The organism is Enterovibrio sp. QJM3NY_24, assembly GCF_057786035.1.
In genome coordinates this window covers 2,359,808-2,386,431 of sequence record NZ_CM173519.1, presented here as the reverse complement: position 1 = coordinate 2,386,431, position 26,624 = coordinate 2,359,808, and the positions used below count along the sequence as shown (strand labels likewise).

The 26,624-nt window shown below is 48.0% G+C and carries 26 protein-coding genes and 1 pseudogene; 16 read left to right on the top strand and 11 right to left on the bottom strand.

Going from position 1 to position 26,624, the window contains the following annotated elements; genetic code table 11:
* Positions 1-18 precede the first annotated feature (18 nt).
* A complete protein-coding gene (locus tag AC3CIC_RS10460; protein WP_394210372.1) occupies positions 19-630 on the bottom strand; it encodes a response regulator transcription factor in 612 nt (203 codons plus the stop codon).
* Complete coding sequence (locus AC3CIC_RS10455; protein WP_488515902.1) at positions 630-2,417, bottom strand: sensor histidine kinase; 1,788 nt, start codon at positions 2,415-2,417, stop codon at positions 630-632. The genes AC3CIC_RS10460 and AC3CIC_RS10455 overlap by 1 nt, the downstream gene beginning before the upstream one ends.
* A gap of 329 nt (positions 2,418-2,746) precedes the next feature.
* On the opposite strand from AC3CIC_RS10455, the gene AC3CIC_RS10450 reads away from it, so the two are divergent.
* From AC3CIC_RS10450 to AC3CIC_RS10400, 11 genes and pseudogenes are all read left to right on the top strand, one after another.
* Entirely contained in the window at positions 2,747-3,730 is a 984-nt protein-coding gene (locus AC3CIC_RS10450) for a sulfurtransferase (RefSeq protein ID WP_488514551.1), read from the top strand.
* Between the two features lie 97 nt (positions 3,731-3,827).
* Complete coding sequence (locus tag AC3CIC_RS10445) at positions 3,828-5,624, top strand: FAD-dependent oxidoreductase (protein WP_488514550.1); 1,797 nt, start codon at positions 3,828-3,830, stop codon at positions 5,622-5,624.
* Complete coding sequence (locus AC3CIC_RS10440) at positions 5,621-6,391, top strand: heterodisulfide reductase-related iron-sulfur binding cluster (protein WP_488514549.1); 771 nt, start codon at positions 5,621-5,623, stop codon at positions 6,389-6,391. Before AC3CIC_RS10445 ends, AC3CIC_RS10440 begins: the two co-directional genes overlap by 4 nt.
* 161 nt (positions 6,392-6,552) lie before the next feature.
* On the top strand, positions 6,553-7,230 hold the full coding sequence (locus AC3CIC_RS10435; protein WP_488514548.1) for a TVP38/TMEM64 family protein: 678 nt from the start codon (positions 6,553-6,555) through the stop codon (positions 7,228-7,230).
* A gap of 120 nt (positions 7,231-7,350) precedes the next feature.
* Positions 7,351-8,498 (top strand): annotated as a pseudogene (locus AC3CIC_RS10430) (ABC transporter substrate-binding protein).
* A gap of 5 nt (positions 8,499-8,503) precedes the next feature.
* Positions 8,504-10,213 carry an ABC transporter permease gene (locus AC3CIC_RS10425; protein ID WP_488515901.1) on the top strand — a complete coding sequence of 570 codons (1,710 nt, stop codon included), beginning with the start codon at positions 8,504-8,506 and terminating at the stop codon, positions 10,211-10,213.
* The gene (locus AC3CIC_RS10420; RefSeq protein WP_488514547.1) at positions 10,179-10,841 is read left to right on the top strand and encodes an ATP-binding cassette domain-containing protein; all 663 of its coding nucleotides are present in this window, start codon (positions 10,179-10,181) and stop codon (positions 10,839-10,841) included. Before AC3CIC_RS10425 ends, AC3CIC_RS10420 begins: the two co-directional genes overlap by 35 nt.
* Complete coding sequence (locus tag AC3CIC_RS10415) at positions 10,834-11,451, top strand: CDP-alcohol phosphatidyltransferase family protein (protein ID WP_488514546.1); 618 nt, start codon at positions 10,834-10,836, stop codon at positions 11,449-11,451. The genes AC3CIC_RS10420 and AC3CIC_RS10415 overlap by 8 nt, the downstream gene beginning before the upstream one ends.
* Positions 11,452-11,592: 141 nt before the next feature.
* On the top strand, positions 11,593-12,189 hold the full coding sequence (gene trmY / locus AC3CIC_RS10410) for a tRNA (pseudouridine(54)-N(1))-methyltransferase TrmY (protein WP_371733206.1): 597 nt from the start codon (positions 11,593-11,595) through the stop codon (positions 12,187-12,189).
* A 162-nt stretch (positions 12,190-12,351) separates the two neighbouring features.
* Complete coding sequence (locus AC3CIC_RS10405; protein ID WP_488514545.1) at positions 12,352-13,209, top strand: chemotaxis protein CheW; 858 nt, start codon at positions 12,352-12,354, stop codon at positions 13,207-13,209.
* Positions 13,210-13,430: 221 nt separating this feature from the next.
* Positions 13,431-13,796, top strand: a complete 366-nt coding sequence (locus tag AC3CIC_RS10400; protein WP_488514544.1) for a hypothetical protein — start codon at positions 13,431-13,433, stop codon at positions 13,794-13,796.
* A 97-nt stretch (positions 13,797-13,893) separates the two neighbouring features.
* Here AC3CIC_RS10400 and AC3CIC_RS10395 read toward each other — a convergent pair whose 3' ends face one another.
* The 3 genes from AC3CIC_RS10395 to AC3CIC_RS10385 form a co-directional block, all read right to left on the bottom strand.
* The gene (locus AC3CIC_RS10395) at positions 13,894-14,139 is read right to left on the bottom strand and encodes an HP1242/YdcH family protein (protein ID WP_017004175.1); all 246 of its coding nucleotides are present in this window, start codon (positions 14,137-14,139) and stop codon (positions 13,894-13,896) included.
* A gap of 75 nt (positions 14,140-14,214) precedes the next feature.
* A complete protein-coding gene (locus AC3CIC_RS10390; protein ID WP_488514543.1) occupies positions 14,215-14,646 on the bottom strand; it encodes a MarR family winged helix-turn-helix transcriptional regulator in 432 nt (143 codons plus the stop codon).
* Between the two features lie 38 nt (positions 14,647-14,684).
* Complete coding sequence (locus AC3CIC_RS10385) at positions 14,685-15,311, bottom strand: cytochrome b/b6 domain-containing protein (protein WP_488514542.1); 627 nt, start codon at positions 15,309-15,311, stop codon at positions 14,685-14,687.
* A gap of 221 nt (positions 15,312-15,532) precedes the next feature.
* Here AC3CIC_RS10385 and AC3CIC_RS10380 point away from each other — a divergent pair, with 221 nt between their 5' ends.
* Together AC3CIC_RS10380 and AC3CIC_RS10375 are read left to right on the top strand one after the other, a co-directional pair.
* Positions 15,533-15,979: a c-type cytochrome gene (locus tag AC3CIC_RS10380; RefSeq protein WP_488514541.1), complete on the top strand. Its 447-nt coding sequence runs from the start codon at positions 15,533-15,535 to the stop codon at positions 15,977-15,979.
* A gap of 12 nt (positions 15,980-15,991) precedes the next feature.
* Positions 15,992-16,459, top strand: coding sequence for a hypothetical protein (locus tag AC3CIC_RS10375; RefSeq protein WP_488514540.1), 468 nt, complete (start codon positions 15,992-15,994; stop codon positions 16,457-16,459).
* A gap of 110 nt (positions 16,460-16,569) precedes the next feature.
* Here the strand turns inward: AC3CIC_RS10375 and AC3CIC_RS10370 are convergent, their stop codons facing one another.
* The 6 genes from AC3CIC_RS10370 to cmoA form a co-directional block, all read right to left on the bottom strand.
* The gene (locus AC3CIC_RS10370) at positions 16,570-17,727 is read right to left on the bottom strand and encodes a MalY/PatB family protein (protein WP_488514539.1); all 1,158 of its coding nucleotides are present in this window, start codon (positions 17,725-17,727) and stop codon (positions 16,570-16,572) included.
* A 180-nt stretch (positions 17,728-17,907) separates the two neighbouring features.
* Positions 17,908-18,888 (bottom strand): alpha-L-glutamate ligase-like protein, encoded by a 981-nt coding sequence (locus tag AC3CIC_RS10365; protein ID WP_017004171.1) that lies wholly within the window; start codon positions 18,886-18,888, stop codon positions 17,908-17,910.
* Positions 18,889-18,892: 4 nt separating this feature from the next.
* Entirely contained in the window at positions 18,893-20,398 is a 1,506-nt protein-coding gene (locus AC3CIC_RS10360; protein ID WP_488514538.1) for an inactive transglutaminase family protein, read from the bottom strand.
* Positions 20,399-20,439: 41 nt separating this feature from the next.
* Positions 20,440-21,201 carry an ATP-dependent zinc protease family protein gene (locus tag AC3CIC_RS10355; RefSeq protein WP_394209900.1) on the bottom strand — a complete coding sequence of 254 codons (762 nt, stop codon included), beginning with the start codon at positions 21,199-21,201 and terminating at the stop codon, positions 20,440-20,442.
* 92 nt (positions 21,202-21,293) lie between these two features.
* Positions 21,294-22,265 carry a tRNA 5-methoxyuridine(34)/uridine 5-oxyacetic acid(34) synthase CmoB gene (cmoB, locus tag AC3CIC_RS10350; RefSeq protein ID WP_488514537.1) on the bottom strand — a complete coding sequence of 324 codons (972 nt, stop codon included), beginning with the start codon at positions 22,263-22,265 and terminating at the stop codon, positions 21,294-21,296.
* 97 nt (positions 22,266-22,362) lie between these two features.
* Positions 22,363-23,091 (bottom strand): carboxy-S-adenosyl-L-methionine synthase CmoA, encoded by a 729-nt coding sequence (gene cmoA, locus AC3CIC_RS10345; RefSeq protein WP_488514536.1) that lies wholly within the window; start codon positions 23,089-23,091, stop codon positions 22,363-22,365.
* 348 nt (positions 23,092-23,439) lie between these two features.
* Between cmoA and AC3CIC_RS10340 the strand changes: the two genes are divergently transcribed.
* The 3 genes from AC3CIC_RS10340 to AC3CIC_RS10330 all read left to right on the top strand — a co-directional run bounded on the left by AC3CIC_RS10340 (position 23,440) and on the right by AC3CIC_RS10330 (position 26,620).
* Positions 23,440-24,456, top strand: coding sequence for a polysaccharide deacetylase family protein (locus tag AC3CIC_RS10340; protein WP_488514535.1), 1,017 nt, complete (start codon positions 23,440-23,442; stop codon positions 24,454-24,456).
* Positions 24,457-24,489: 33 nt separating this feature from the next.
* Positions 24,490-26,289 (top strand): HAD-IIIC family phosphatase, encoded by a 1,800-nt coding sequence (locus AC3CIC_RS10335; protein WP_488514534.1) that lies wholly within the window; start codon positions 24,490-24,492, stop codon positions 26,287-26,289.
* A gap of 82 nt (positions 26,290-26,371) precedes the next feature.
* Positions 26,372-26,620, top strand: a complete 249-nt coding sequence (locus AC3CIC_RS10330; protein ID WP_016961262.1) for an acyl carrier protein — start codon at positions 26,372-26,374, stop codon at positions 26,618-26,620.
* Positions 26,621-26,624 lie beyond the last annotated feature (4 nt).

Genomic DNA, 26,624 nt, shown 5'->3' with positions numbered 1-26,624 from the left:
CAGGCTTCGTCTTCCCCCTTACAGCTTACTCTGCTGAATAAGCGTACTCAGCCTCAGCACCAAGTCAGCGACATTGGAGGCTTCGAATTTCTTCATCATGTTGGCGCGATGAACCTCAATGGTGCGCAGTGAAACGCACAGGGTCTTCGCCATTTGCTGGTTGGTTTGGCCTTTTAGGACCTCTTTCAGCACCTCTTTTTCGCGCTCGGTCAGGCTGTTGTATTTATTTTCTACGCTAACGTGGCCTTTGCGCTGAAAAGAGTGTGTCAGCGCCTTGTCGATGGCTTTGGCCAGTTTGTCGCCATCGACGGGTTTTTGAAAGAAATCGACTGCACCATCTTTGAGTGCATCGACTGCCATTGGCACATCGCCATGCCCGGTTAAGAAGATGATGGAAAGCGGACTTCGCGCCTCGTTCAATAAGGTTTGCAGTTCCTGTCCGCGCATTTCAGGCATGCGGCTGTCCAGCACAATACAACCTGGCTGATGAATATCAATATGATCGAGAAAGGCTTGCCCTGAGCTGAAATCTTGAATCGTTAAGCCGTAAGTTTCCAACATAAAAACCAGCGACTCTCGTACCGCGTTTTCGTCATCCACCACATAAACGGGGCCAGTGTTGGAATTCATCATGCTTGTTCTCTCTTGAGGGGGATGACCACCGTGACTTCGCAGCCATTCGGGCGGGCAGGTTGGATCATCAAATGCCCATGGTGTGATTCAATGACATCACGGCAGATTGCCAGTCCAAGTCCAAGACCGTCCTGCTTGGTGGTGAAGAAGGGTTCTTTTACCGTTTTCTCACAGGCTTCCAGGCCCACGCCATTATCTTCAACGCGAATAACAATGTCATTTTCGCCATAGAGAAGCTCGACGCTGACCATTGGCCGCTGTTCCCAATCCAGATTAGCAAGACACGCTTCTTTGGCATTTCGCAGTACATTGAGCATGACTTGTTGCATGCCAATGTAATCAAATTCGCCTTGTATTGGCGTGCCTTCAACCGTGAACTTCAAGCCAATTTTCAGTGCTTGAAAATCAAACTCGATAAGCTCTAACGATTCACTGACAAAGGCTGCTGGGTCACAGATAACCCGCTCGCTCGGAGTGCGTTTTATTAAGCTTCTTAAGCGCTGAACAATGTCACTGGCAACGCCCACTTGCTGGTGGATCTTGCCCAGAAATGGCGCGAGCTCTTCCGCGGTCATACCTTGATCTAACCGCCGTTGAATACCTTCGGAATAGTTCTTTATCGTACTTAATGGCTGATTAATTTCGTGGGCAATGCTGCTGCCTAGCTCGCCGACAATCATGGTGCGCTGGGCATGTTCCAGCATGGTGTTCTTTTCTTTTAAATCAAACAACGTGCGTTCCAAGTCCTTCTTGCTGCGGTTGAAATGGTATTCAAGCCAGAAGTGGTACACGTTGAGCAGAACAAGAAAAATCACGATGGCAAAGGTGATGAGTTGGTTTTTGGTCAGCCACTTGAATAGGCCCTGTTGCCAGCTTTCTTGCAGCGGGTGCATGTCAAGGTGTTGAAACACTTTGTCTACACGCATCGAACTGGCGGGCAGTGTCCAGCCAATGTTACCTGCCGCGGCTGCCGCTTTTGAATATTCAGGGAGTGACAATAAGGCCTGAGTGACTTTTTTACCGATCTCGTTCGATGCGCGTTCCGTTTTGGTCAGTGTCCAGTTTGGATAAAGCGCCGTTGTGACAGCGCATACCGAATCATGAGGGTGTTTACGGTCAAGTACACGAAGTTGATGACGTTTTAGTAAGCCTTCTTTGGCCATACTTTCCAGCGTACAGGCAGGCACAATCGCCACATCCAGTGTCTTATCCAGCACATCAAGCAGCAGTTTGTCTGTTGGTGGCCCCGTGAACGTGATGTTTTTGTAGAAAGCCCGACTGAACAAACCGCTTTTATCCAGCTCATACCGCAGTGCCAAAAATCCGCCAAATGCTTTTTCAGAAACTGCTGCGACTGACGCATGCTCAATATCCCTCAATGTTTTATAAGGCGAGTCGTCGTGCACGACGACCACCGAGGCGATGGAATGGGTTGCATTACTGCTGTAGGCAGTTTTCTGCGTGGCGAGCCAGTTAAGCGGATATTGGCGGGCAATATTGGTCGCCTGTCCTGGGCTGGTCAGCAGAAAGTCGAGTTGATTGTGTCGGAAAGCATCATCTAACTCGTCGAAATCGTACGTGTGGATATCAAATGTTGTATTTGGAATTTGAGATTCTAGCCATTTCAACGTTGGAAGCCACGCGGCTTTGGCATGGTCGTCTCCACGCAACGCAAGTACGCCAACATCATAATGCTGAATAACATTAGCTCGCACCGGACAGGCGCAAAAACAGCTAAAACTGACGACGAAAAGTAAAACGGCCTTGATGCTAAACAGGGGCATCAGGCGCACTAAATATCCAGACAAAAGGGAGGACCGTTAGAGGGCAAACTCGATTGGCGGGAATGATACCTGAAATAACCGCTTTCTTTATGTTGTTTTAGATCAAATTAGTGTCGATATTGTGGTTTACCACAATATCCGTCAGCCCTTCAAAAACGCACAATCCGTGCTACTGGCTCTTAGCGGCCAACTCAATTATTTATAGCGTGATGCTTTTCAACGTGTGGCACTAAAAAACAATAACTCAGCCTCCCAGTAAAGCGTCATGTCACCGATTTCAATCTGCTCAGTGATGAGCGAAAAAATTTAAACAATATTGGAATGATGTGATGAAGAAATCGACAATTGCAATGGGTGTGCTAGCTACTGCAATGGCAGCAGGCTACGTAGGATATACCTCAATGTTCGGCGCACAAGCCGTCACCGTAAGTGCAGACGTATTGAACGAAAAATTCAATGCGTATGCTAACCCTGAAGCCTTTATTTCTGCGCAAGATCTGAAAAGCATCATGGGCACGGGTGCAGATGTTGTGGTCATTGGTGCACTTAACCCAATGAAACCTGATGCGCCAATCGAAGGCTCTTTCTCTATGTGGCGTAATGACTACTCTGCAGCAGACGGCGCCTATGCATTTGACGGCATGCGCAATTCTGTCGATGAAATGGAAACGCTGCTAAGCCAGTACGGCGCGACGCCTTCTTCAACCATCATTGTTTACGCTGCTAACTCTCACCACGATGCTGCTCGCCTTTTCTGGCAAATCAAAAATCTAGGCCATGACGATGTTCGCTATCTTGACGGTGGTTTGAACGCATGGATTGGCGAAGGCTACCCAACGGGCAATGCTAACCCGACCGTGACGGCAAGCAATTACGAAGCGCCTGCACCGCAATCAGTAGAGAACGGATTAGCCACACTAGAGATGGTGATCGATGCACAATCTTCTGAAGATTGGGTGATCCTAGATACGCGCGGCGCTCAAGAATTTGATGGTTCTACCACCGTATCGGGGGCATTCGGTCCTGGCACGATTCCTGGCAGTGTTCATATCAACTGGACCCAAGCCCTGAACGAAGACAGCACGCTGAAAAGCGCTGAAGAGCTAACAGCACTTTATGGCGACGTGATCAAAGGCAAGAAAGTCATTGCTTACTGCCAGTCTGGTGTTCGTTCTGCACACACTCAAATGGTACTGGAAGAAGTACTGGGTGCAGAAGGTATCTACAACTACGACGGTTCTTGGATTGAATACAGCTACGCCCACTACGAGCAATCACGCGCTGACGTGGCGGTACAAAACGGCAAAAGCTAATTGCGAATGAGTAAGACGGTGGGTCGGTGTGTTGCTGACCCCTGCGTCATGTAACGGATACAAAAAGAATTCAACTTCTACTGGAAGCATAAAAATAATGAGCAATGTAATCTTTAGCCAAAAACTCTATGACGCGGCACAACGCGTAGTAGATGGCTGTATGGGCGATGCAGATCCAGCATGTCAAACAGCATGTCCAATGCACACTGATGTTAAACAGTATGTGCGTCTGGCCGGTGAAGGTAAGTATCAAGAAGCACTTGATACCATTCGCGGAAAGTTGTTTTTGCCACAAACACTGGGCCGCATTTGTGCGCACCCATGTGAAGCGGCATGTCGTCGTAACACAGAATACGGTCAAGCAATCAGCGTGGCGGGCATTAAGCGCTTCGTTGCTGAAAAAATGGATAATAAAGAAAACTGGGATCTTGCCGTTCTTAACCCAACGGGTAAGAAAATCGCGATCATCGGTGCGGGCCCTGCGGGTGCACAAGCGGCAATCGAGCTGCGTCGCAAAGGTCACAGTGTCACCATTTTTGAAAAACTGAGCGTATACGGCGGCATGATGCGTGTCGGTATACCCGAGTACCGTCTGCCACGTAATGTGATTGATTTCGAATACAGCTACCTAGATATGCTGGGCATTGAAACCAAGTTCGGTGTGGAAATCGGCAAAGACATCACTTTCGAAGAACTGCGCAATACCCATGATGCCGTTGTTCTGGCGCACGGCGCGCACATTGGTTCAATCATTCCTCTGCCGGGTCACAAAGCAGAAGGTGTGTTCTCAGCGGTTGAATACTTGAAAGAAGTCTCTGAAACCCGTGCGTTCCCGCGTGCTGGTAAGCGTGTGATGGTTATTGGTGGCGGCGACGTTGCGATGGACTGTGCACGTTCTTCATGGCGCATCGGTGCAGATGAAGTGCACCAGTGTTCACTGGAAAGCATGGAAAATCTGCCAGCAAGCCACGTTGAAATTGAAGAATCGCTGGAAGAAGGCGTGTCATTCAACGCAGGTTGGGGTCCAATCTCTATCGAAGAGAAAGACGGCAAAGTGTTCTCTATCACACTGAAGCGTGTACTTTCTATTCTCGACGCAAACGGTAATTTTGCACCGAGCTACGCAGACGAAACCCGTGTTATTGAAGTCGACACCGTGTTATTCGCAACAGGTCAAATTGTTGCCGACATCACTGATGGTGCTCTTGAGCAAACCCGTGGCGGTCGTTACGTGGTTGATAAGAATACGATGGCAACCTCAGTGGCGGGTGTGTATGTAGCGGGCGATGCCTGTGGCGGTAACATCGTGATTGAAGCGATGGCGCTAGGCCGTAAAGCGGCAATGAGCATTGAGCGCCAATTCGCAGGTCGTCCTTTAGAAGAAGGTCGTGATTTCCAAGATGAGTACAGCTACGCATCTCGTCTGGACGTTCCACTACCAAAAGGCACTGTAGATGTTCCACGTCTGCATGGCGAACTGCGCGATGCGGAAGAACGCAAACGCGACTTCGCACAAGTTGACTTCGGCTTTACCCAAGAGCAAGTGAAGCAAGAGTCTACGCGCTGTCTGCAATGTAGTTGCAAACTGTGTATGAGCGAGTGCGTCATGATGAACGACTTCGGTGATTGTCCGAAGACGCTGTTCGGTGACTTCGTTAACAAGAAAGAGATGGATCCGCTGCTGGCTTACTCTTGTAACGCTTGCGACCAGTGCACCATCGTCTGCCCGAAAGATTACCCAATGAAGGAAATCTTCCTTGGTGCGCGTGTTGATTTCGTGAATGCGAACAATGGCGAATCACCAATGAAAGGCCACAAGGCGATCAATATGCACCAGAAGCTGGGCTTCTCGAAACTCTTCACTATGGCTAAACGCGCGGTAACGACAAAATGACCAATAAAGTATTTATGCCAGGATGCAGCCTGCCATCCTACTCACCAGAAGGCGTTGCTGCGATTGCTGCACACCTGAAAAATGTATTCCCAGAAATGGGTGCAGTTCAGAAATGTTGCGGTAAACCTACTGCGGCAATTGGTCAGGCTGACAAGTTTAAAGAGCGTTACGGCGAGCTACAGGCTGACTTTGACAAACTTGAAGCAGAACAAGTTATTGTGGCGTGCCAGAGCTGCTACGGCATGATCAAAAAATCGGGTGGCAAGCAAAAGCCGTTGTCGCTATGGAAACTGCTACCGGAAATCGGCCTTCCACCAGAGTTGGTTGGTAAAGCAAAAGACAGTGATGTGGTATTTACCATTCACGACTCTTGCTCTACCCGCTACGAAAGCGAACTTCAAGACGGTATCCGTTGGATCCTGAACGAGCTGGGCTATAAAACTGTTGAACCTGAATTCACTCGCGAAAACACACGTTGCTGTGGTTTCGGTGGCATGGTGGTTCCAGCGAACCCTGATGTGGCGAACCGCGTTGTTCAACGCCGTGTTGATGAGTTCCAAAGCGATCACGTTGTGGTTTACTGCGCAGCATGTCGCGCGTCCATGATGGGTGTTGGTCAAAACTCATGGCACATTCTGGATCTGATGTTTGGTCCTGTTGTGATGAAAGACTCACCCGCACCGGTCAACGTATTGGCAAGCCCAGTGAAAGCATGGTTCAACCGTTATAAGTCCAAAGCGGCTCTGATCAAGTGCGTGTCACTGTAACTATCAGTCACGTTAATTATTGGCCAGTCTAGCGCGTTAACATCATCAATCACTTTGCGTTCCCCCGCGTGTTGATGATGTTGGCGAGAAGCTTGATCTAGCCAAGGTCTTGCCTTCTTTGGCAAGACACTGTCGAATTCGTTTTTATTGGGTAACACATAATGAAATTTGTAAAAATTGGTTTGTTCGCTTTGGCGATCGCAGCGATTGTTTTCGTGGCAAAGCAAACAGGCATTCTTGAAATAATCACTGACATCAAGAGCTTGCAAGCGTGGATCGCAGGCTTCGGCGCGATGGGCTACGTTGTGTTCATTGCAGCATTCGTGTTTGCGTGTGTTTTCTTGCTACCGGGCAGTGCATTCACCATCGTAGCGGGCATTGTTTTTGGCCCAATCAAAGGTGGCATATTGGCGCTGTTCTCTGCAACGCTAGGTGCGGTTGTGGCGTTCGTGGTTGCCCGTTTCTTGCTGCGTAACACCATCATGAAGAAGTTTGGTGACAACCCAATCTTCAAGAAAATTGACCAAGGTGTGGCGCAAAACGGGACGAGCTTCCTCATCCTGACGCGTCTGGTTCCTGTGTTCCCATTCAGTCTGCAAAACTACGCATACGGCCTGACCAGTTTGAACCTTGGTACTTACGCGCTGGTTTCTCTGATCACCATGGCGCCGGGTGCATTCATTTTCGCTTACATGGCGGGTGACATCGCAACGAACGGCGTATCAGCCATGTTGCTAGTTAAGTTCGCAGGTGCAGGTTTGGTGTTGTTCGGTATGTCGCTTATCCCGAAATACATTGCTAAGAAAAAAGGCATCAACATGGAAGAATTAGCGAAATAACTTGCGCTAGTTTCTGAAGTGAATATTGTGTCGTCCCTTGCTACACGTAAGGGACGATTTTTGCATTTATATCCTTCAATAAAATGCAGAAAACCCAATAAGAAAATAAGACCGAATTCGATGAAAAAACTGATTTCTGCCATTGCATTGCTCACTGCCTCTTGTGTCGCTTTCGCCACTGATCTCGATAACTGGCAACAGATCGAAGAAGACGCTGTTGGGCAACACGTCTATTTCCACGCATGGGGTGGAAATCAGGAAATAAACCGTTACCTGCATTGGGCAAAGCAAGAAGTGCAACGCCGTTATGGCGTGACGCTGCATCACGTAAAAGTGGCGGACATTACCGAAACCACCACACGTTTGATCGCCGAAAAAGCGGCGGGGAAAACCCAAGGCGGCAGTGTCGACCTGATGTGGATTAACGGCGAAAACTTTAAATCACTGAAAGACAGCCAATTACTGTTTGGCCCGTTCGTGGACAAGCTGCCGAGTTGGACATTCGTTGACCAGTCTTTGCCTGTGACCGTCGATTTCTCTGAGCCTACCGAAGGATTAGAAGCGCCTTGGGGCATGGGGCAGTTAGTGTTTGTTCACGATGAAGAAGAACTGGCTAACCCGCCACGTTCATTCACTGCAATGCTCAGTTACGCCCAAGCACACCCGAACCGCATCACGTATCCAGGTCGCCAGAGTTTCATGGCACCAGTTTTTTGAAATCGCTGTTGATTGAATTGACCAGCAGCGATGAACGTTTGCAGCGACCCGTGTCTGAGGCGGATTATGCGTCGGTCACGACACCGTTGTGGACGTACTTAGACGCGTTACATCAAGTCGCGTGGCGCGGAGGCAAGCAGTTCCCAGCAGGCACAGCCGAAACCTTCCAATTGCTGGATGATGGACAAATCGATCTTGCCATCACTTTCAACCCAAATGCGGTGTACGCTGCGCATGCCTCGGGTAATTTAGCCGAATCGACTCGCGCCTATGCGTTTGATTCTGGCGCCTTGTCGAACATTCATTACCTTGCTGTTCCGTGGAATGCGAATGCCAAAGCAGGCGCGTTAGTGGTGACTAACTTTCTACTTTGCCCTGAAGCGCAATCACGCAAAGGGAACATTGAGATCTGGGGCGATCCCTCAGTATTGAGAACGGAGTACCTGTCTGGCTCTGCCAAAGAGAACACGCCATTTAAATCTATTGCTGAAACCCACCCGAGTTGGCAAAGCGCCATCGAGAAAGAGTGGCTGACACGTTACGGAAGCTAGATTTGATGTTACGCGCGCTCTATTTAGTTATCGTCATTTGTTGCGTTCTGCCGACCGTGTTTGGGCTAGTGGGCGTCTCTTTGTCTTCACTCGGCTATATTCCGCCGCTGGGCATGCATCATCCGTCGTTGGACGGCTTCGCCATGGTGTTTGATTGGCAAGGTGTGTGGCGCTCCATCAGCATGACGGTGTATTCCGCCGTTGCGAGCACCTACCTTGCTTGTTTGATCACTTTTGCTGTTTTGCAGGCCACTTGGGGCACTGCGTTTTGGCGTAAAGTTGAAGTTTCGTTATCGCCATTACTTGCGGTTCCTCATGTGGCGTTTGCGATTGGTTTTGCTTTCTTGTTCGCGCCAACAGGGATGGGCACACGCTTACTGCATGAATGGTTTGCCTATGATTCCGCGGCGCAGGGCGTGGCTGATCTCGCGCGGGTGATCAACGACCCGCATGCGCTCGGCATGATCCTGATGTTGGCATTGAAAGAAGTGCCGTTTCTATTGTTGATGAGCATTTCGATTTTGCAGCAAGTGAATGTGAGCCAAATTGAAAAAGTGTCAGCATCTCTTGGCTACAGTCGCGCACAAGCGTGGTGGAAGTGTGTGCTGCCGCAATGGCTGACCAAGCTGCGTTTCCCAATGCTGGCGGTCATGGCATATGGCCTGTCTGTGGTTGATGTGGCGTTGATCATTGGGCCGACCAATCCGCCCACTTTTGCGGTGTTAGTGTGGCAATGGTTTAACGATCCGGATTTAACTTTACTCCCACGTGCATCCGCCGGTGCTGTCGTGCTGTTTGTGATTTCCCTGATATTGATCGGCCTTGCGCGTTTCATCGAGTGGTCAATCACTAAAGGGTTGAGGTCGTGGCAATACGCAGGGCGACGTGGATTTGCCCTGCCGGGTAAAACCGTATTCTTGGGGTTACTTGTCATGTCTGTGTCTATGATGCCGCTGATGTTGTTGTGGAGCGTTGCCCAACGTTGGCGTTTCCCTGATTTATTGCCAAGCCGATACAGCCTGCGTTTTTGGGAATTCGAATGGGCGTCCATTGTTGGCACCATTGAGCAGAGTATGCTGATCGCGTTGATTTCAGCCACCACCGCCTTGGTGATGGCATTGCTTGCTCACGAATATCGTCTGCGTTACCGCTTGCAGGTACCGGGCTACATCATCGCTATTCCTATGTTAATTCCTCAGCTTTCCATTTTGTTTGGCATGCAGGTTGCGACCTTGTACGTCAGCGGTGACGCGCATTTCTTGTGGGTGTGTTGGGCGCATGTATTTTTCGCTTTCCCGTATGTTTACTTGTCGTTAGATGGCCCGTGGCGCAGTTACAACGAAGGCTTTACGCGTGTTGCTTTGAGTCTGGGTAAATCGCCGCTGCATGTTTGGTTGAATGTGAAACTGCCGATCCTACTTCCTGCGATTGTGTTCGCGTGGGCGATTGGGATCAGCGTCAGTCTCGCGCAATACCTCCCTACACTGGTACTCGGTGCGGGTAGAATCAGCACCTTGACCACAGAAGCGGTGGCGCTCTCAAGCGGGTTCGATCGACGTGTTACGGCGGTCTATGCCATTTGGCAGGCGTTATTGCCGCTGCTATTTTTCTCATTTGCGATATTTGTCAGCCACTTACAGGTCAAATATCGTCGACTTTCAATCAAAGGGTTATTGCCGAATGAGTATTTGTCTCGAAAACCTCGCCATTCGTAAAGCCTCTGGCGAGACGCTGTTTTCGTCGCTCAATATGTGCGTTGAAAAAGGGGATATCCTTTGTCTGATGGGCCCCAGTGGTTGTGGTAAATCAACCCTGTTGGATGCGGTTGCGGGGCATTTGTCCGATGAATTTCGTTATTCAGGCACCATCACCTTAGACGGCGTGGCGCTAGATAACATGCCAGCGCATAAGCGTGACGTGGGTATTTTATTTCAAGATGACTTGTTGTTTCCCCACTTGAGTGTGTGGGAAAACCTAGCGTTTGCATTGCCTGATGCCATTAAAGGCGCTGAGCGAAAAGAACGTGCGATGCAAGCACTGAAAAATATCGCCCTCACTACATTGGCAGATTCATTTCCCGATCAGATCTCGGGCGGTCAGCGAGCACGCATTAGCTTAACGCGTATGTTGTTGGCTAAACCCAAAATAGCGTTGCTGGATGAACCTTTCAGCAAGCTCGACAAAGATCTGCGTACCCAATTTCGTGATTGGGTGGTTGAACAACTCAAAGACGCGAACATTCCTGCATTGATGGTGACACACGATATGGCTGACATTCCTCCGGGCAGTCAGCGTCTCACTTGGCCTTGGAATGCCGCGCAAGAGGAACACGTTTATGCTTGATAGCATCGGAATTAAAGCGGTGCGTTGGCCGTTATCGCGAGCCGCAGAGTGGGCCGATAAGTGGGGCATCAGCGCCAATCAAACCACAGTCACGGGTTTTGCAATTGGCGCCATGGCGTTGCCGGCTTTAGCGTTTGAAAACTATGCGTTGGCTTTGCTGTTCATTTTAATTAACCGTGTCATGGATGGGCTAGATGGCGCAATAGCGCGCATTCAAGGGGTGACTGACGCAGGCGGTTTTCTCGATATCAGTCTCGATTTTCTGTTCTATTCGCTGGTACCGTTTGGCTTTGTGCTGGCCAACCCTGATCAAAATGCCATCGCAGGCGCATTTTTGATTTTCTCCTTCATTGGCACAGGAAGTAGCTTCTTAGCGTTTGCCATTATGGCGAACAAACAGGGCATCGACGATCCCGTCTACAAAAACAAATCGCTCTATTACATGACAGGATTAACCGAAGGGTCTGAGACTATTCTGTGCTTTATCCTGATGTGTGTGTTCCCTGCACATTTTATGGAAATTGCCTGTGTGTTTGGTGCCATGTGTTGGTTCACCACGGGGTCACGGATTTTCAATGGCTACCAAACCTTGGCAAAGCAAATCGTCTAGCGCCCTCGAATCAAGCGGTGATTAGAGAGTTACATACCTGAGTAAAACTGTGATAATGCCGCGCTTAAATCTATGACCATGAATCGCCGCTCCGTTCGTTTTAAAGAAGGTGCGCCGTTTAACTCATTAGGAACTTCATCTATGCGTGCTTTTGTATTACGAGCCCGATCTACTTCTGTGGATAGTCAGCAAGTGCTGGCATCGGTCGGCCAGGAAGCTCATACCGAGATTTTGGCTCACACCTTAATGAACGCTATCTTTGTGGCGCAATCTCACCGTGAAGATGTGGTCGTGTATCTGGTGCTGGAAAAGACGCAAGATTACTCACGAACAATTCGTTTTAACGCGAATGAACTGACCAACGTTGGCGGATTTCATGAGCAAGCGTTATTGGCCAAAGTCGCCAGAGCGTTAGATGCTTCGAAAGGCATGGGTAAAGAACAAGAACGAGACGTTGAGCCAGGTATCTCTGTTCGTACCGTCAGCTTTGAAAAGCTGGTACAAGAACTATCAGAAGAATATCAATTGTTCATGATGGACAAAAAAGGTACGCCTATTCGTGAACAAACGTTTCCTGCGAACTGCTGCTTCTTGTTAACCGATCACCTGCCTATGCCGAAGAAAAGCTTCAACAGCTTAAAACGCCTTGGTGCAGAGAAGATCAGCCTTGGGCCAAAAATGATCTTCGCCTCTCAATGTGTGGTATTGATCCATAACGAGTTGGACCTTTCTGAATAATCGCAATCTGCGGTCATGCTCAGTGTTGAAATTGATGAATACGCACCTTCGGGAGCGTATTTTTTTGTCTGCTCATTTCAGGAAACTTTTGTCTTATAAATAAAACGTTATGTGCGCATTTGACTATGCTTATTCAGATGGGTAACTAAGGAATCGAGGCACATGGATTTTATCAATTTCAAAGTGGGACAAAAGACCGTCGCACTCAAAATCTTGGACATTCTCCTGACCGAGCAATATGAAGAGAACCTCACTCAACTTCCTAATGACCGCGAGAGCTTTCTTGGTATCAAGGATTTCATGGGTAAACCTGTTCCCATTTTTGACTTGGGTTTGATCCTAAACCGCGTGGCGACCAAAGACACCAACAACGATCTGATTGCGTTACTTTCTGCTCGCGAACAAGACCATGTGGATTGGCTGCGTGATTTGCAATTGACTATCCATGAAGGCGTGCCATTTACCAAAGCTCGAGACCCACACAAATGCGCATTTGGCCGCTGGTACGATACTTATAAGCCAGAAAATGAAGAGTTCGCGGAGATCTTGGCGAAATTCGATGACCCACATCGCAAGCTCCATGAGTTGGCCGATGAAGTGTTGGACATGCTAAAAGCAGGCAAACAACAAGAAGCGAAAGACGCCTACAGACGAGAAGAACGCTCAACGTATGCGCGCCTGATCCGCTTGTTTGAATCTGCTCGCGAACAACTCACGCTCGATTACAAACCTATCATTGTATTCACCACCAAGGACGGAATGAACCCGAGCATTGGTTTACTTGTAGATAAAGTGGAAGACAATGTGTCAGTGGTTGAAACCGATATACAACCACTGGAAGAGTTGGTGAAAGTCGGTTTTGACGTGGACGCGCAAACCAAAAAACTGATGCGCGGGCTGATCAAACACAAACAATCTCATAGCTTGATCCTTGATCCCACCGCTATCTTCTTAGATACCTCTGTAGATGAAGATACGCCGCCAGTGCAAGATGAACCGCCACTAGAACATGCTGGCTAAGGCTGAATTCAGGTAAGGCGTGCTATTTTTCGAACATCGTTGAAATAGCACGTTTATGAATTTATCCAACTGACACCGTTACGCTATACGATTATTCGCCATCCAATGTTATCCAGCCAGCCCTGCCATTCCCCCTTCCAACGACGGCACATACGTAAATCCCATCACCTGCAACGATTGACAAGCGCAATGATTGAACTGTGAACCATGTCGGAGTCTTTTTGAAACAGGGTGTTATGAGTGAGGTCGGTATGGTTTATTGGTGTTTGGGTATAATAATGGGTAGGGAAACAACGATGCCAAAGTATCAGTTCTTTTGTAAACCAGAATCAAATCGTAAAGAGTTCACCTATATAGACATGGGCTCTGACACCTTTGTCAGCGAAAAAGATCAGCTCTTACAGATTGGCTTTGAAGTTGAAGATGATGTGATTTATGCCGACTCCCCAAAAGATGCCATCGAAAAGTTTAAGTCAAACTTTTGTGCGCCTTTAGAAGATTATGCAAATTCAACGTCTGCAGGTGGGATAGCGACATTTGTTTATGAATCGGCGAAAGCACTTAAGTTGTACATGGCTAAAAAGTAATCATGAAATCTACAGGAATATTGGCCTATCTTGCTATCTCAACGCAATGGGCATGAAATTTAACCCAGAGAGGCCAATATTCCTGCAAGTGATTGAATCAACCGTTTGATTGAGTGACACGCTGGTAGAGGGAATCTTTCATCACTGATCTTTCATGTTTTAGCTGATGCATCGCATCATCCCCAATTGGGGCGCCTTGCAGTTCGAGAGTGCGGATTTCTTTGTCTAGTGCGTTGTATTTTTTGTTGTCGGTGGCAAAGGTAGCATCCGACTCGACAAGTTGATTTATGCGATCTTCAAGTTCTGGAAAATCATTTAGCAGTGAGTGTTTTTCGCCTAGCATACAAACTCCTTTTGAGTGGGATTTCACTAGCTGAAGTGTAGCAGGCGATGGCGCAGTATTTGTTACTGAGACTGTTCAATACTCTACTTTATCAACGATCTTTCGCAGCAAAGAGACTAACTGCTCGGTTTCGTTAGGGCTTAAATCAGCCAGCAATGCTTGGTTTACCGCTAAAGGCAATGGCGAGATAACCGCTTGTAAATCTATGCCTTTATCAGTGAGATAGATTCGGTAGTTACGGCGACTTTCCGGATCAGTGCGGCGCTCGACTAACCCCAGCTTTTCAAGCTTATCTAACGTGCGTGTGGTGGTGGAGCTTTCTACTTTGGCCTTTTTCGCGATCTGCCGTTGGGTAACACCTTCTTCTTCCCACAGACACATCAACGTTGGCCACAGTGCCACAGTCAGACCATGTTCTTTTAAGGCTGCATCTAGCTCCTTTTCAGCTTGTCCCGCTACTACATTTATCAGCCAGCCAAAGCTGTTCTGGCGATTAAATTCGCTCATCGTTATTCTCTTTTAGTGCCATACGTCGACGTTGTTTGCTATGCAAATGCGGGGTACAGAAAAACACTGATCAATCCACCGATACTGGCAAGTAGTATACCAGCACGTAGATTGGAACGAAAAAACACACTCAAGGTGTTAGTCAGTGCTGGTTGCTTACCTGTGAGCATCGCTTTCACTAAAGGCTTGCCGCGTAAGTTATAGATGACGATCGCCAAGAGATGAAGTGCGACGCAAGCTAAAAGCAAATAAGCCAAGGTCGCATGGACGGAAATCAGAAGATCCATGTCATATAACAGGCTGTCTTCGTGGATATACGCATCAAAATATCCCCCCATCGATAACCCAACAAAACATTGCGCGAGGAGCAGAGACAACAACGTTATCACCATCCAACCACCTGCTGGGTTATGACCGACACCATGATGAGAGTGACCGCCATTTAGATAATTGATGACGGTTTTTGGCGAGCGCACAAACTGGCGGAATCGACTGGTTTCGCTACCAAAGAATCCCCACAGTACACGCCATGCCAAGAGTGTTGCTAACGCGAGACCAAACAATTCATGCGGTCCATTACCGAAAAATCCGCTGAGGGCGAGAAGGGTAAACAGCAATGCCTGTAGCCAGTGATAAAGGCGGGTAGGCAGATCCCATATCTTCATGTTCTGTATCCGATCATTGTGGATTGACAGTAATTTACACTGCAATTGTTGCTTATGCAATGATTGTGATGTAAATTGTTTTTGTCTTTTAAGTAAGCACGAAGATGATAGGGGGTAGGTGTACAGGCTAGAAGCCTTTTCGCGTATTTAATGCACATTCATCGAGCTTATCAACACTCAAATTGAAACAAGCCATTACGGCCTAAAAAGGATGTAAAGAAATGCGTAAACCAATCACGTCTGTTGGACTGATTTCTGCGGGTCTATTGATGGTGGCAAGTGCAGTGGCAGGTGACTTCTCACAACAAATCGATGAGCGACAAAAAGGTTTTCTGTCATTCGCTGACAATCTCCAAGCGATGAAAGAAATGGAAGACGGTAGTGATTCGGATTGGGCGCAGATAAAAACGTTGGCGCTGAAAAATAGCGAAACGATAGCGACACTGCCCGCGCTGTTTCCTGAAGGAAGTGATGTCGGTAGCCGAAGTCGTACAACGGTTTGGAACAAGTGGAATAAGTTCGAACAAGATCTCTCAACGCTCGATATGCAGTTTGCTGACATGGCTTCAGCGGCTGAAGCACAGGATGTTAAAGCGTTGAAAAAAGCATTTAAAGCCGCAGATCGCAGCTGCAAAAGCTGTCATCGCGGGTTTCGCACTAAACGATAAGAGGACAGTGAGATGAATCGGCAAACATTGGTGTTAATCCACCGCACGGCAGGCGCTTTGGCGTTTTTGACGGTTGCGAGCTTTTTCACATCAACACTGTTTGCCGAACTCTCTGGTGTGCAGCACCACATAGTGACGGTAAAGCAGGCGATTTTATGGTGTATCCCTTTGTTGATCCTATCAATGATGTTGACTGGGGTGAGCGGCAATAAGCTTTATCCGTCAAAAGGCAAAGGCGTGATTGGCGCTAAGCAAGGCCGTATGAAAGTCGCGGCAGCCAACGGTCTACTTGTGATGCTTCCCTCTGCCGTGTTTTTGTACTTTAAAGCCGTTTCGCAGGAATTTGATGGTTACTTTTGGGCGGTACAAGCCATTGAGTTAGTCGGCGGTGCCATCAACCTGACTATGATTGGTTTGAACATTCGTGACGGACTGTCGCTGAAACGAACTAAGAACCCAAGGACAAAACAATCAGCATGAGAAGACGTTAACTTTCACGCGGCTATTGCTTTTTAGGCAACCCAAAACAGCACCGAATCGGTACTGTTTTTGGGGTGTCTTTGCTACTGTCCGTTGGGTTAGATCGCCTATCAGAGCGCTTCAATCGCGGCTTTCATTCTGCGTATCGCTTCTTCCAACGTTTTGCGCGTGCAGCCGAAATTCAGCCTGACAAATTGTCGATTACCAAAATCTAACCCTGGTGATAAGCCAACGCCGGCTAGTTCAAAGAAACGAAATGGGTTATCGACGGGTAATTGGCTGCAATCAATCCACGCTAAATAGGTGGCTTCAATGTGCTCTAGCTTTAAGCCGGGTAGGGTATTAATTTCTCGCATCAGATAGTCTCGGTGCCCCGCCAAATATGCCAGTTGTGCTTGTAACCATGCTTCTCCATGTTCATAAGCGGCTTCTGCGGCGGTAAAGGCAAGAAGGCTCACGCCCGGTACAATACCGCGTTTGACTTTGTTAAAGCGCACCCGAATGTCAGCGTTAGGAATGATGGCGATAGACGCTCCCAATCCGGCGATGTTGAAGGTTTTGCTCGGCGCCATTAGCGTCACACTGCGTTGTGCTGCACTGTCACTTAAGCTGGCGAACGGAATGTGTTTGTGTTCGTTGTCCAAAATCAGGTCGCAGTGAATTTCATCAGAGCAGACGAGCAAGTTATGTTTTTCCGCAAAAGCCAGCGTTGCTTCGAGCTCGTCACGTCGATAAACCGTGCCGCCGGGATTAAGCGGATTACACATTTGCAGCAGTCCGCCTTTGTCTGTTAGCTGATTCGATACGCCCAGCAGGTCTGGTAACCATCTGCCGTTTTCTAATACCACAGGTGCTTTGATCAGCGGACGTTCCGCTAGCTTGGCGGATGAGATAAACGGCGGGTAAATAGGGCTAGGGCTAATGATGGTTTGCCCTTGCTCGGTCAAGGCGCGTGCTGCGATGTTCAGGCCGCAAACTAGACCCGGTAAATACACCACCCATTCAGGCTGAATGTGCCAATCATAGCGTTCAGCCATGCGGGCAACGAAGATCTCGGTGAGCCTTTCTGGCGCATGGGTATAACCAAATACACCATGAGCGATGCGTGCGTGCAGGGCGTCTAAAACGGCAGGTGGTGATTGGAAGTCGCTATCAGCGACCCACATAGGAAGAATATCCTGACCTTTGTATTTGTCCCATTTATCGCTGCTGGTGGCAGTGCGATCGAGTTCGTTGTCGAAATCAAAAACAGGCTGACTAGCTTCCATTACGCGTCCTTACGTCCTAACGTTTCTGTGCATTTAGAGAGCAATTAGCTTACTTAACGCGATGGTTGAGGGTAAAGGGAAATTAGTTTTAAGATATTGATGTGTGAATACACAGATATAATTGCGGTGGCTTGGGTATCAGAGAGGCTTGGAAAAAAATCGGGCATTTGCCCGATTCACTTATTTCTGTTGGAGTGTGTCTCCAAAATGCATTCTGGCATAGTCGACACGTTCTTCTGGCGTGTGCGGTGTGGCTGAGGTGCCAAGGTGTTCAATATGACGCAACCTTGGCAGCAACCCGCAGCCATTGGCAATTTGTATCGCCAAGCCTGGACGTGCATTGAGCTCTAGGACCATTGGGCCTTGTTCTTTATCAAGTACCATATCGGTGCCGATATAACCAAGGCCTGTCATTTCCCATGCACTGGCAGCAAGTACGAGCAGTTGTTCCCAGTGAGGCACTTTAAGCTCACTGAGCGGTCTACCTGTATCAGGGTGGCGCTCAATGGGGCGGTTAAACTGCACCGCGCGCACGGCGTTACCTGTCGCAATGTCAATGCCGACACCTACTGCGCCTTGGTGAAGGTTTGCTTTACCGTCAGACGCTGAAGTGGAAAGGCGCATCATGGCCATCACGGGATAACCTTTGAACACGATGACGCGAATATCCGGCACGCCCTCGAAGCTGAAGCCATCAAATACATTATCGAACTGGATCAGGTTTTCCACTACGGCAACGTCGTTTTTGCCACCCAGCGAGAACAAGCCTGCCAGTGTGTTGGTGATGTGGCGTTCGACTTCGCTTTTGCTCACCTCTGCACCTGACGGTTTCTTGTAAACACCGTCTTTGTTAGAGGTGACCACCAAGATACCTTTACCGCCTGAGCCTTGTGCGGGCTTGATAACAAAGCCCGGCCAGTTTTCGACCATCTTATGAATGGAAGGAACGCTGTGCTGTTCACTAAGCACACCAATTAATTCAGGTACTGTCGCCCCTGATTGCTGGGCGAGGTGCTTGGTTTTGAGTTTGTTATCCACCAAGGGAAAAAGCCTGCGCTGATTATAGCGACCGATGTAACTGATGTTACGACGGTTCATACCCATAATACCGGCGCGGTTTAGCTTAAACGGCGAGGTGTATTTTTTTAACAATCCCAACATGCGCTTAGTCCTTCACGAGTGGCTTAAAACGCTTCAATTCGCTGAGGCGATAACCGGTGTAGTTACCCAACATCAAGATAACAGCCAGAATCACGAGCTGAATACCGATGAAGTTAAACGTAATGTGGCGAACAAAGTCATTGGTCATAGCAAGGTAAACGAGTACCGCGGTCAGTAGTGAACCACCACCTTGCACGAGGACTTCTTTCGGGCCTTCTTCTTCCCAAATGATAGACATTCGCTCGATAGTCCAAGACAGGATAATCATTGGAAAGAAGGTGATGCTGAGACCTTCTACCAACCCAATCTTAAAGGCGACGACCGTGAAGACGGCGATAATCAAAATCACGGTGATGATTACCGCAGATATCCTTGCCACGAGGAGTAAGTTAAGCCGCGACAAATAACTTCGAATGATTAAACCTGTTCCGACAATGAGCAAGAAGCCAACAATACCGGGCACCAATTGGGTTTGCACAAAAGCGACGGCAATCAGCACTGGCATAAATGTACCAGACGTTTTGAGGCCAACAAGTACGCGCAGCAAAACCACGATCAGCGCGCCAATAGGCACGAGCATAATGGTTTTGAACATGGCCTGTTCTTCAATCGGCAGACTGTGAATGGAAAAGTTCAGCAGGCTTTCTGCTTGGATCTTTTCATCTGTCGCTTGTTTAGGGCTAATGTCCTGAGAAATGATGGAGAAGCTGACCTGACTATTCGTACCACCTGTGACTTCGAGCAGTGGCGTGCCTTTTTCATTCCAAAGCAGCAGATTTTTTGTGAAATCTTTTGAGCCGGTTTCAAGGTTAAATAACTGCCAGTATTCACCGTCCCAAATTTCGACCATCGGGATGATGTTTTGGCGGCGTCGACCATCTTCCAGTTGTAACGCACCCGCCACGCGAGCATGGATGTTTTCGAGTGACAAGATCGCCACGATCGCGTCAGCTTTGCTCATCTCTTTGGTCAGCAGTGCTGCGTTTTGGCTTTCGCTGTCGTTAAATTGCTTGATGAGCTCGCGTGTGAGCGTGCTGTTATCTGCAGAAAGTTGTCGAGCTTCAGTCAAAATAGCGTCAGCTGCGGTTTTTAATGGGCCATCGAGAGCGATAGGGACAACATTGCCAATCGGCGGCTCATTGGGGAATTTGGCATTGTCATCAACCAGCATTTGGTTTTTGAAGTACAAGATTTGCTGGCCTGCTGCTTCGCGCTTGGTCCATTCTGCACGGCGACCATTCTCGGTATTGACCAGTGCAAAACCATAACCGGGAGAGCTGGTGTTCTCGTTGATCAAAGTAAAGCCGTTTTGGGTATCAGGTGTCGCCAAGGACACTTTAACGGGATCGCCTTTAGCTTCAAATTCAACGCGGGCTTCAACTTCCCAAACTTGGTGTTTTTGCCCTGCAGTCCAAGGCACACCGTAAACATCGTGACGGTACATACTCATGCCGATCCCTACTATAACAAGTAGGATGACCAACAGATAAAAAGGGACGCGTGAAGTCATGTTTTCCTCTTTCGCTTAACTGATGAAATTACATCAGCGAATTATTTTTTTTCAGCGACGAACTTGGGATGAACGTATGACTGACTGACGTCAACCATCGCAATGTCTTTAAAAAATTCTCGGCCGAGCAGAACCGGAAACTCCATCTGGGAGCGGTCAGCTAGCGTAAATTGTGCTTTTTCATGTAAATCACCAAGACGTACTCGCAATTCAACCACGGGACGACGCTCTAATTCATCGGCAGAGGCTTGACGGATTTTCACCCAGCGTTTGACCTGGGCTTCAATGGCGACGGCGGGCTCAGCATCATTTTGGTCAGATTTGGTGTGTGCTAAATTGAAACGCACCCACGTTTTCCCATCGCGTTCGAACTCTTGAATGTCAGTGGCATTCATGGATGACGTGGTAGCGCCTGTATCGACACGCGCTTTGAAATTGTCACCTGCCGCATCAATCCATACCCATTCTTGTTCGCCCAAAATGGTTTTGTCTTGCGCGGTTGGAACCGGCACTTCTTTCTCTACGTACACCACTTGTGGCTCTGGGCGGTTAGCCGCTTCGCGTGCTTGAGTTTGTCTTAGCACTTTGAGTGTGTCAGACATGGTGAGTAGCTGTTGTTCAAGGGTTGCGATTTGTACTTGTTGAGAGGCAACATTTTGATTCAACGTCGTCATATCCGATTGGATATTAGTATCGATGTTGCTGATGGCGTCCAATGTTTGCTGATGCTGCTCTTGAGATGTCAGGCTGCAGCCAGAGAGAACAACAGTGAAAAAAATCAGCAATCCGCTGCGTGTTAGCATGGGTAGCTCCGTGCTGGGTGATGAACCGTATGAATTAATGGCACTTAGTTTACATTGAAAAAAAGGACGTGAGAAGCGTCCATTGTCATGACTTAGTCAGGATTTTTTGCTATTAAAATCGCGCGCTTAGGTGCGGGGTAGCCTTCTATTGTTTTCGACGGGTCATTCGCATCCAAGTATTCTGGCAGTGAATTATGCGTCATCCAATTGGTGGAACGTTGTTCGTCGGTGGTCGTAACACACTCATCAACAATGCGCACATCAACGAAGCCAACTTTCTCTAACCATACCTTCAGCGCTTTTGCCGACGGGAAGAAGTAAACGTTGCGCATTTGCGCGTAGCGATCAATCGGCACTAGTACCGCATTTTCGTCGCCTTCAATCACCAGCGTTTCCAATACCAGTTCACCGTTTTTCACCAGTTGATTCTTAAGCTGGATAAGATGATCAAGCGGCGAGCGGCGATGGTATAGCACACCCATACTGAACACAGTGTCAAAAGCTTTGAGTTCAGGTAGACGTTCAATGCCAAGCGGCAGCAGGTGCGCACGTTGGTCGTTGCCCATCAATCGACGAATGGCTTCAAACTGCACCAAAAATAGTTCTGATGGGTCGATGCCGACGGTGAGTTCTGCACCCTCACCAAGCATGCGCCACATGTGATAACCATTTCCACACCCTACATCCAGCACATAACGGCCTTTCAGCGGGGAAATATGGGGAAGTACACGATCCCACTTCCAGTCTGAACGCCATTCAGTATCAATCTGAATCCCGTGCACGTCATAGGGGCCTTTACGCCACGGATGGAAGGTACGCAGTAGGTTTTCGAGCTTTGCACGTTGTCCTTCAGGCAGTTCGTTTTCGGTGCCAATGGATACGCAATCTTTAAGCTCCACGGTTGATGGGGTATCGGTTGGGATCTTTTTCAGCACCCGCATCCACTTCGGCATGTCGCCGTGCGGTTGGTCTTGCCACTCAGAAAGCTGCGCGGGTAGTACGTTAAGCCATGATTGCAGGCGGTTTTTAGCGATCAATTGGTAAAAATCAGAAAAATCGAACATGGCTTATTAGTCTGTCAGTTAAGTGTTTATTAAATGTTGTTTGCTAGTCGAGAGAAGCGAGTTTTTTTACCTAGGACCTAGGCTATTAGCTTCCCGCTTACTTGATCGCAAACATCGAGCCGAAGTTAAAGCACTGGAACCACACCGCGGTGCTGCTAAAGCCAATATCGCTTAAGCGTTGCTTGTGGCAATCAATGGTATCGGGCTTCATCACGTTTTCCAATGCACTGCGCTTTTGGCTGATTTCTAGCTCGCTATAGCCATTTGCACGTTTGAAATCATGGTGTAAATCGATGAGCAATTCATGGGCAGTTTCATCAGCGAAGCTGTATTTCTCGGACAAAATTAAAATGCCGCCCGGTTTCAAGCCTGCGTAAATCTTTTTCAGCAGTGTTAGGCGATCATCGGGATTCAAGAATTGCAGCGTGAAGTTTAGGACAACCACAGATGCATTTTGAATATCGACGTTGCGAATATCTTCTTCAATCACTTCAACGTTGGTGTCTGATCGATAGGCATTCACGTGCAATTTGCAGCGTTCCACCATGGCTGGCGAGTTATCAACGGCCACAATGTTGCAGTTTTCTGCTTTGATATGACGACGCATAGAAAGGGTTGCCGCGCCTAGCGAGCAGCCAAGGTCATACACGGTTGAACCGTCAGACGCGTAGCGCTCAGCCAACATACCAATGGCGGATATGATGTTGCTGTAACCGGGTACAGAACGTTGGATCATATCGGGAAAAACTTCAGCCACGTTTTCATCGAACGTGAAATCGCCCAGTTTTTCAATTGGCGCAGCAAAAATATTATCGCGAATGGCCATCTGAACCTGCCTTGAGGGTAACAACAGCATGTACTTAATGCCCTGACATGCCATTTAAAAATCATCTTATGCGCGGAATTCCGTCCCGCACCGAGAGGGCGCGTATTGTAGAGAATTTTACCTGAGTTGTCTCTATACGAGGTGTTTTCGTCTTATCACTTCTTATTTTCTCTAGGTAATGGATCTTGTCTTGTATTCACAGGACACGCTGTTTCCTCTCATTTTTCAATTGTTTGATCCAAATTTGATACACGCTTCTATACTTTAATTCATGCATGTAAGGCCATTTTTTGTCGATTTCGCGTTAGCGAATTTTAAGTTGGCGGACGTTTATTGGAGAGGGATCTAATGGGGAAGTTGAGGGAGGCAGCATATGCCTTTTTTGTTCGAACTGGCATTGCCAGAGCGCTTTCATATTTCCATCGCGATAAGTTGATCATCCTCTGTTTTCATTCGATGTCGATGAAGGATGAACATCAATTCTGGCCCGGTGTTTTCATCTCAAAAGAGAAGCTCATTGAGTTGCTGGACTATCTTCAACACTCTCACTTCAATGTCATCAGTCTCGACGATGCAGAGCGTCATTTGAATGGTGATGCACAATTCACATACCCCGTTGTTATTACCGTAGATGATGGTTGGCGTTCCAGTATTACCGAACTTTTGCCCACATTTCAGGCGTATCAATTTCCTTCGACCGTCTATGTAACGACCTATTACTGTGACCATCAGATCCCTGTGGTTAATGTCTTGCTTCAATATTGGCTATGGCACAAACCGACAGAAACGTTTGAGGTGGCATTTCAAGGTCAACACTACGGGTTCACAGGTAATGTGTCTGACATGGTTAAAGCGGTAGAAGCCGCAATGGTGTCTTTTGACGATGACCAAAAAACAGCGTTTTTGTCGGCGACCGCGAGTGCGTTAGGTGTGAGTGATGATGCGATACAAACAAAGCGTTTCCACAATGCCAATTACAAAGAGTTGAATGCAGCGATGGCTTCACCGCTCACCAACATTCAACTGCACACACATACCCACAAACTACCGACAGATAGCGACGCTATTCATCACGAAATACAAACCAATCGAGAAGTATTAACCGCGCAGATTGCTTCGCCAAAAGCGCTGACGCATTTTTGCTATCCGAGTGGGATTTGGTCACCAGAGCATCTACCGGATTTGAATGCACTTGGTATCAGAACGGCGACAACCTTGGATGAAGGGTTGAACGCAAGAACAGAACACCCGTTGAAGTTGAAGCGTAATTTGGTGATGGACAGTCGTTCGTTGAACCAGTTTATCGTGACCCTTTCAGGTGTGGCGGACACCTTGCGTTGGGTGATGGGAAAAACACGCTCTTAAACGAGGGGCAAGCATTGGTGATTGGGGACAGACATGACTGAAACGACGAACATAAAAATCGCTTACCCCTTGGATGTGGCATTGCTGCAACGTCGTCAAAAGAAGCTCCGTAGAACGTTGAAAGCTTCGCTGACTGCGCCGCCTTTGCGTGTTGCGATCTTGGGCGGGTCCACGACCAGCGAAGTGGCTAACTACATTGAGCTATTTTTGCTGGATAGCGGGGTGAACGTAGAAATCTATCAGTCTGATTACAACCAATTCTATCAAGAAGCCTTATTTGATAACGACGCGCTTGACGCTTTTAATCCTCAAGTTATTTATCTCCATACCAGCAGCGTGAACCTAACAAGATGGCCTGTGCCGACAGACCTTGACGCCGACGTTAGCGTGAAAATCGCGGATACTTTTGATGACTTTCATTCCGTTTGGCAGGCGTTACACGTTAAGTATCAAGCCACCATTATTCAGAACAATTTCGAACTACCCTTTTCCCGTCCGCTCGGAAACATTGATGCGTCTGCCGTGACGGGGAAAACACGTTTCACGAATGCATTGAATGCAAGCTTTGCCGAATACGCCGAGCAAGATGGCCATTTTATTCTGCATGACCTCAACTATCTTTCTTCATGGTTTGGCTTAGAACGTTGGTTTAATAAAACGCAGTGGTTTGCCTATAAATATGCAATGAGCAGCGATGCGTTTCCTGAATTGGGGCACAGTGTGGCTAATCAAATTCTCGCGGTGGTGGGATTGAGCAAGAAAGCCATCGTCTGTGATTTAGATAATACGCTGTGGGGCGGTGTGATTGGTGATGATGGCTTAAAAGGCATTCAAATCGGCCATGAAAGTGCAGAGGCCGAAGCCTACACCGAATTACAACAGTACTTGAAGGCGCTACATCAGCGCGGTGTACTTTTGACGGTATGCAGCAAAAATGACATTGAGAACGCGAAACAAGGGTTCTCGCATCCCGATTCAATACTCACGCTCTCTGACTTCAGCGAATTCAAAGCTAATTGGGAAAACAAAGACCAAAATATTGAGCAGATTGCGGAGTCACTTAATATCGGTTTGGATTCCCTTGTTTTCCTTGATGATAACGCCAGTGAGCGGGCGCTCGTGGCGAGTAATCTTTCATCGGTTGCTGTGCCCAACATTGGGCAAGATGTCACGCAATACATCACGGCTTTGGACAAGGCGGGTTGGTTTGAACTGGTATCCCTTAATCCAGAAGATGTTACGCGAGCGGCCATGTATGCGCATAATCAAGAGCGTCAGCAGTTGCAGCGTGAGTTTGAAAACTATGACGACTACCTGCGCTCGTTAGACATGCACGCAATGATCGCGCCCTTTGATGAGGTGGCATTGCCTCGCATCACTCAACTCACGAATAAAACCAACCAGTTTAACCTCACGACTCAACGGTATAGCGCGCAGGAAATGACGTCTGTCATGCACTCTCCGCGACACCTCTCATTGTATGGCCGATTGCGTGACAAGTTTGGCGATAACGGCATTGTTTCTGTGATTGTCGGCGCTGAACAAGAAAGCACGCTCACGATTGATTTATGGCTGATGAGCTGTCGTGTGTTCAAACGCAAGATGGAACAGGCAATGTTTGCTGAACTCGTTCGTCATGCGAAAGCGCGCAATCTGCAAAGATTGGTCGGGAGGTATGTACCGACCAAAAAAAATGGCTTAGTGAGTGATCACTATGCATCGCTGGGTTTCCAGCGCTTGTCGGAGAGTGAAGAGGGCAGCAGTCAATGGGAATATGTCATCGACGAGCATCAGGCAGAGCCTGATCTCCCGCTGGTGATAATGCGTGAATGATTGCGTACCAACGAATGCTAAATAAAGAGCAAATACTCAACCTTGAAATAGGTTCACTGCGCGGCACGATAAAGGAGCTTGTATGGATATATTAAATGCGATTTCTCAGATTATTTTTGATGTGCTGGATGAAGATGATTTAGTGGTGACACGAGATACGACGGCAGACGATGCGGAAGATTGGGATTCGCTGGCACAAATACAAATCATCGATGCCATTGAGAAAGAGCTGGCGATTAAATTTAGCTTGTCGGAAATCGAACAGCTGAATCAGGCGGGTAATGTGGGTGATACGGTCGATTTAATCACTCGAAAACTTCAAGCAGCATGATCGG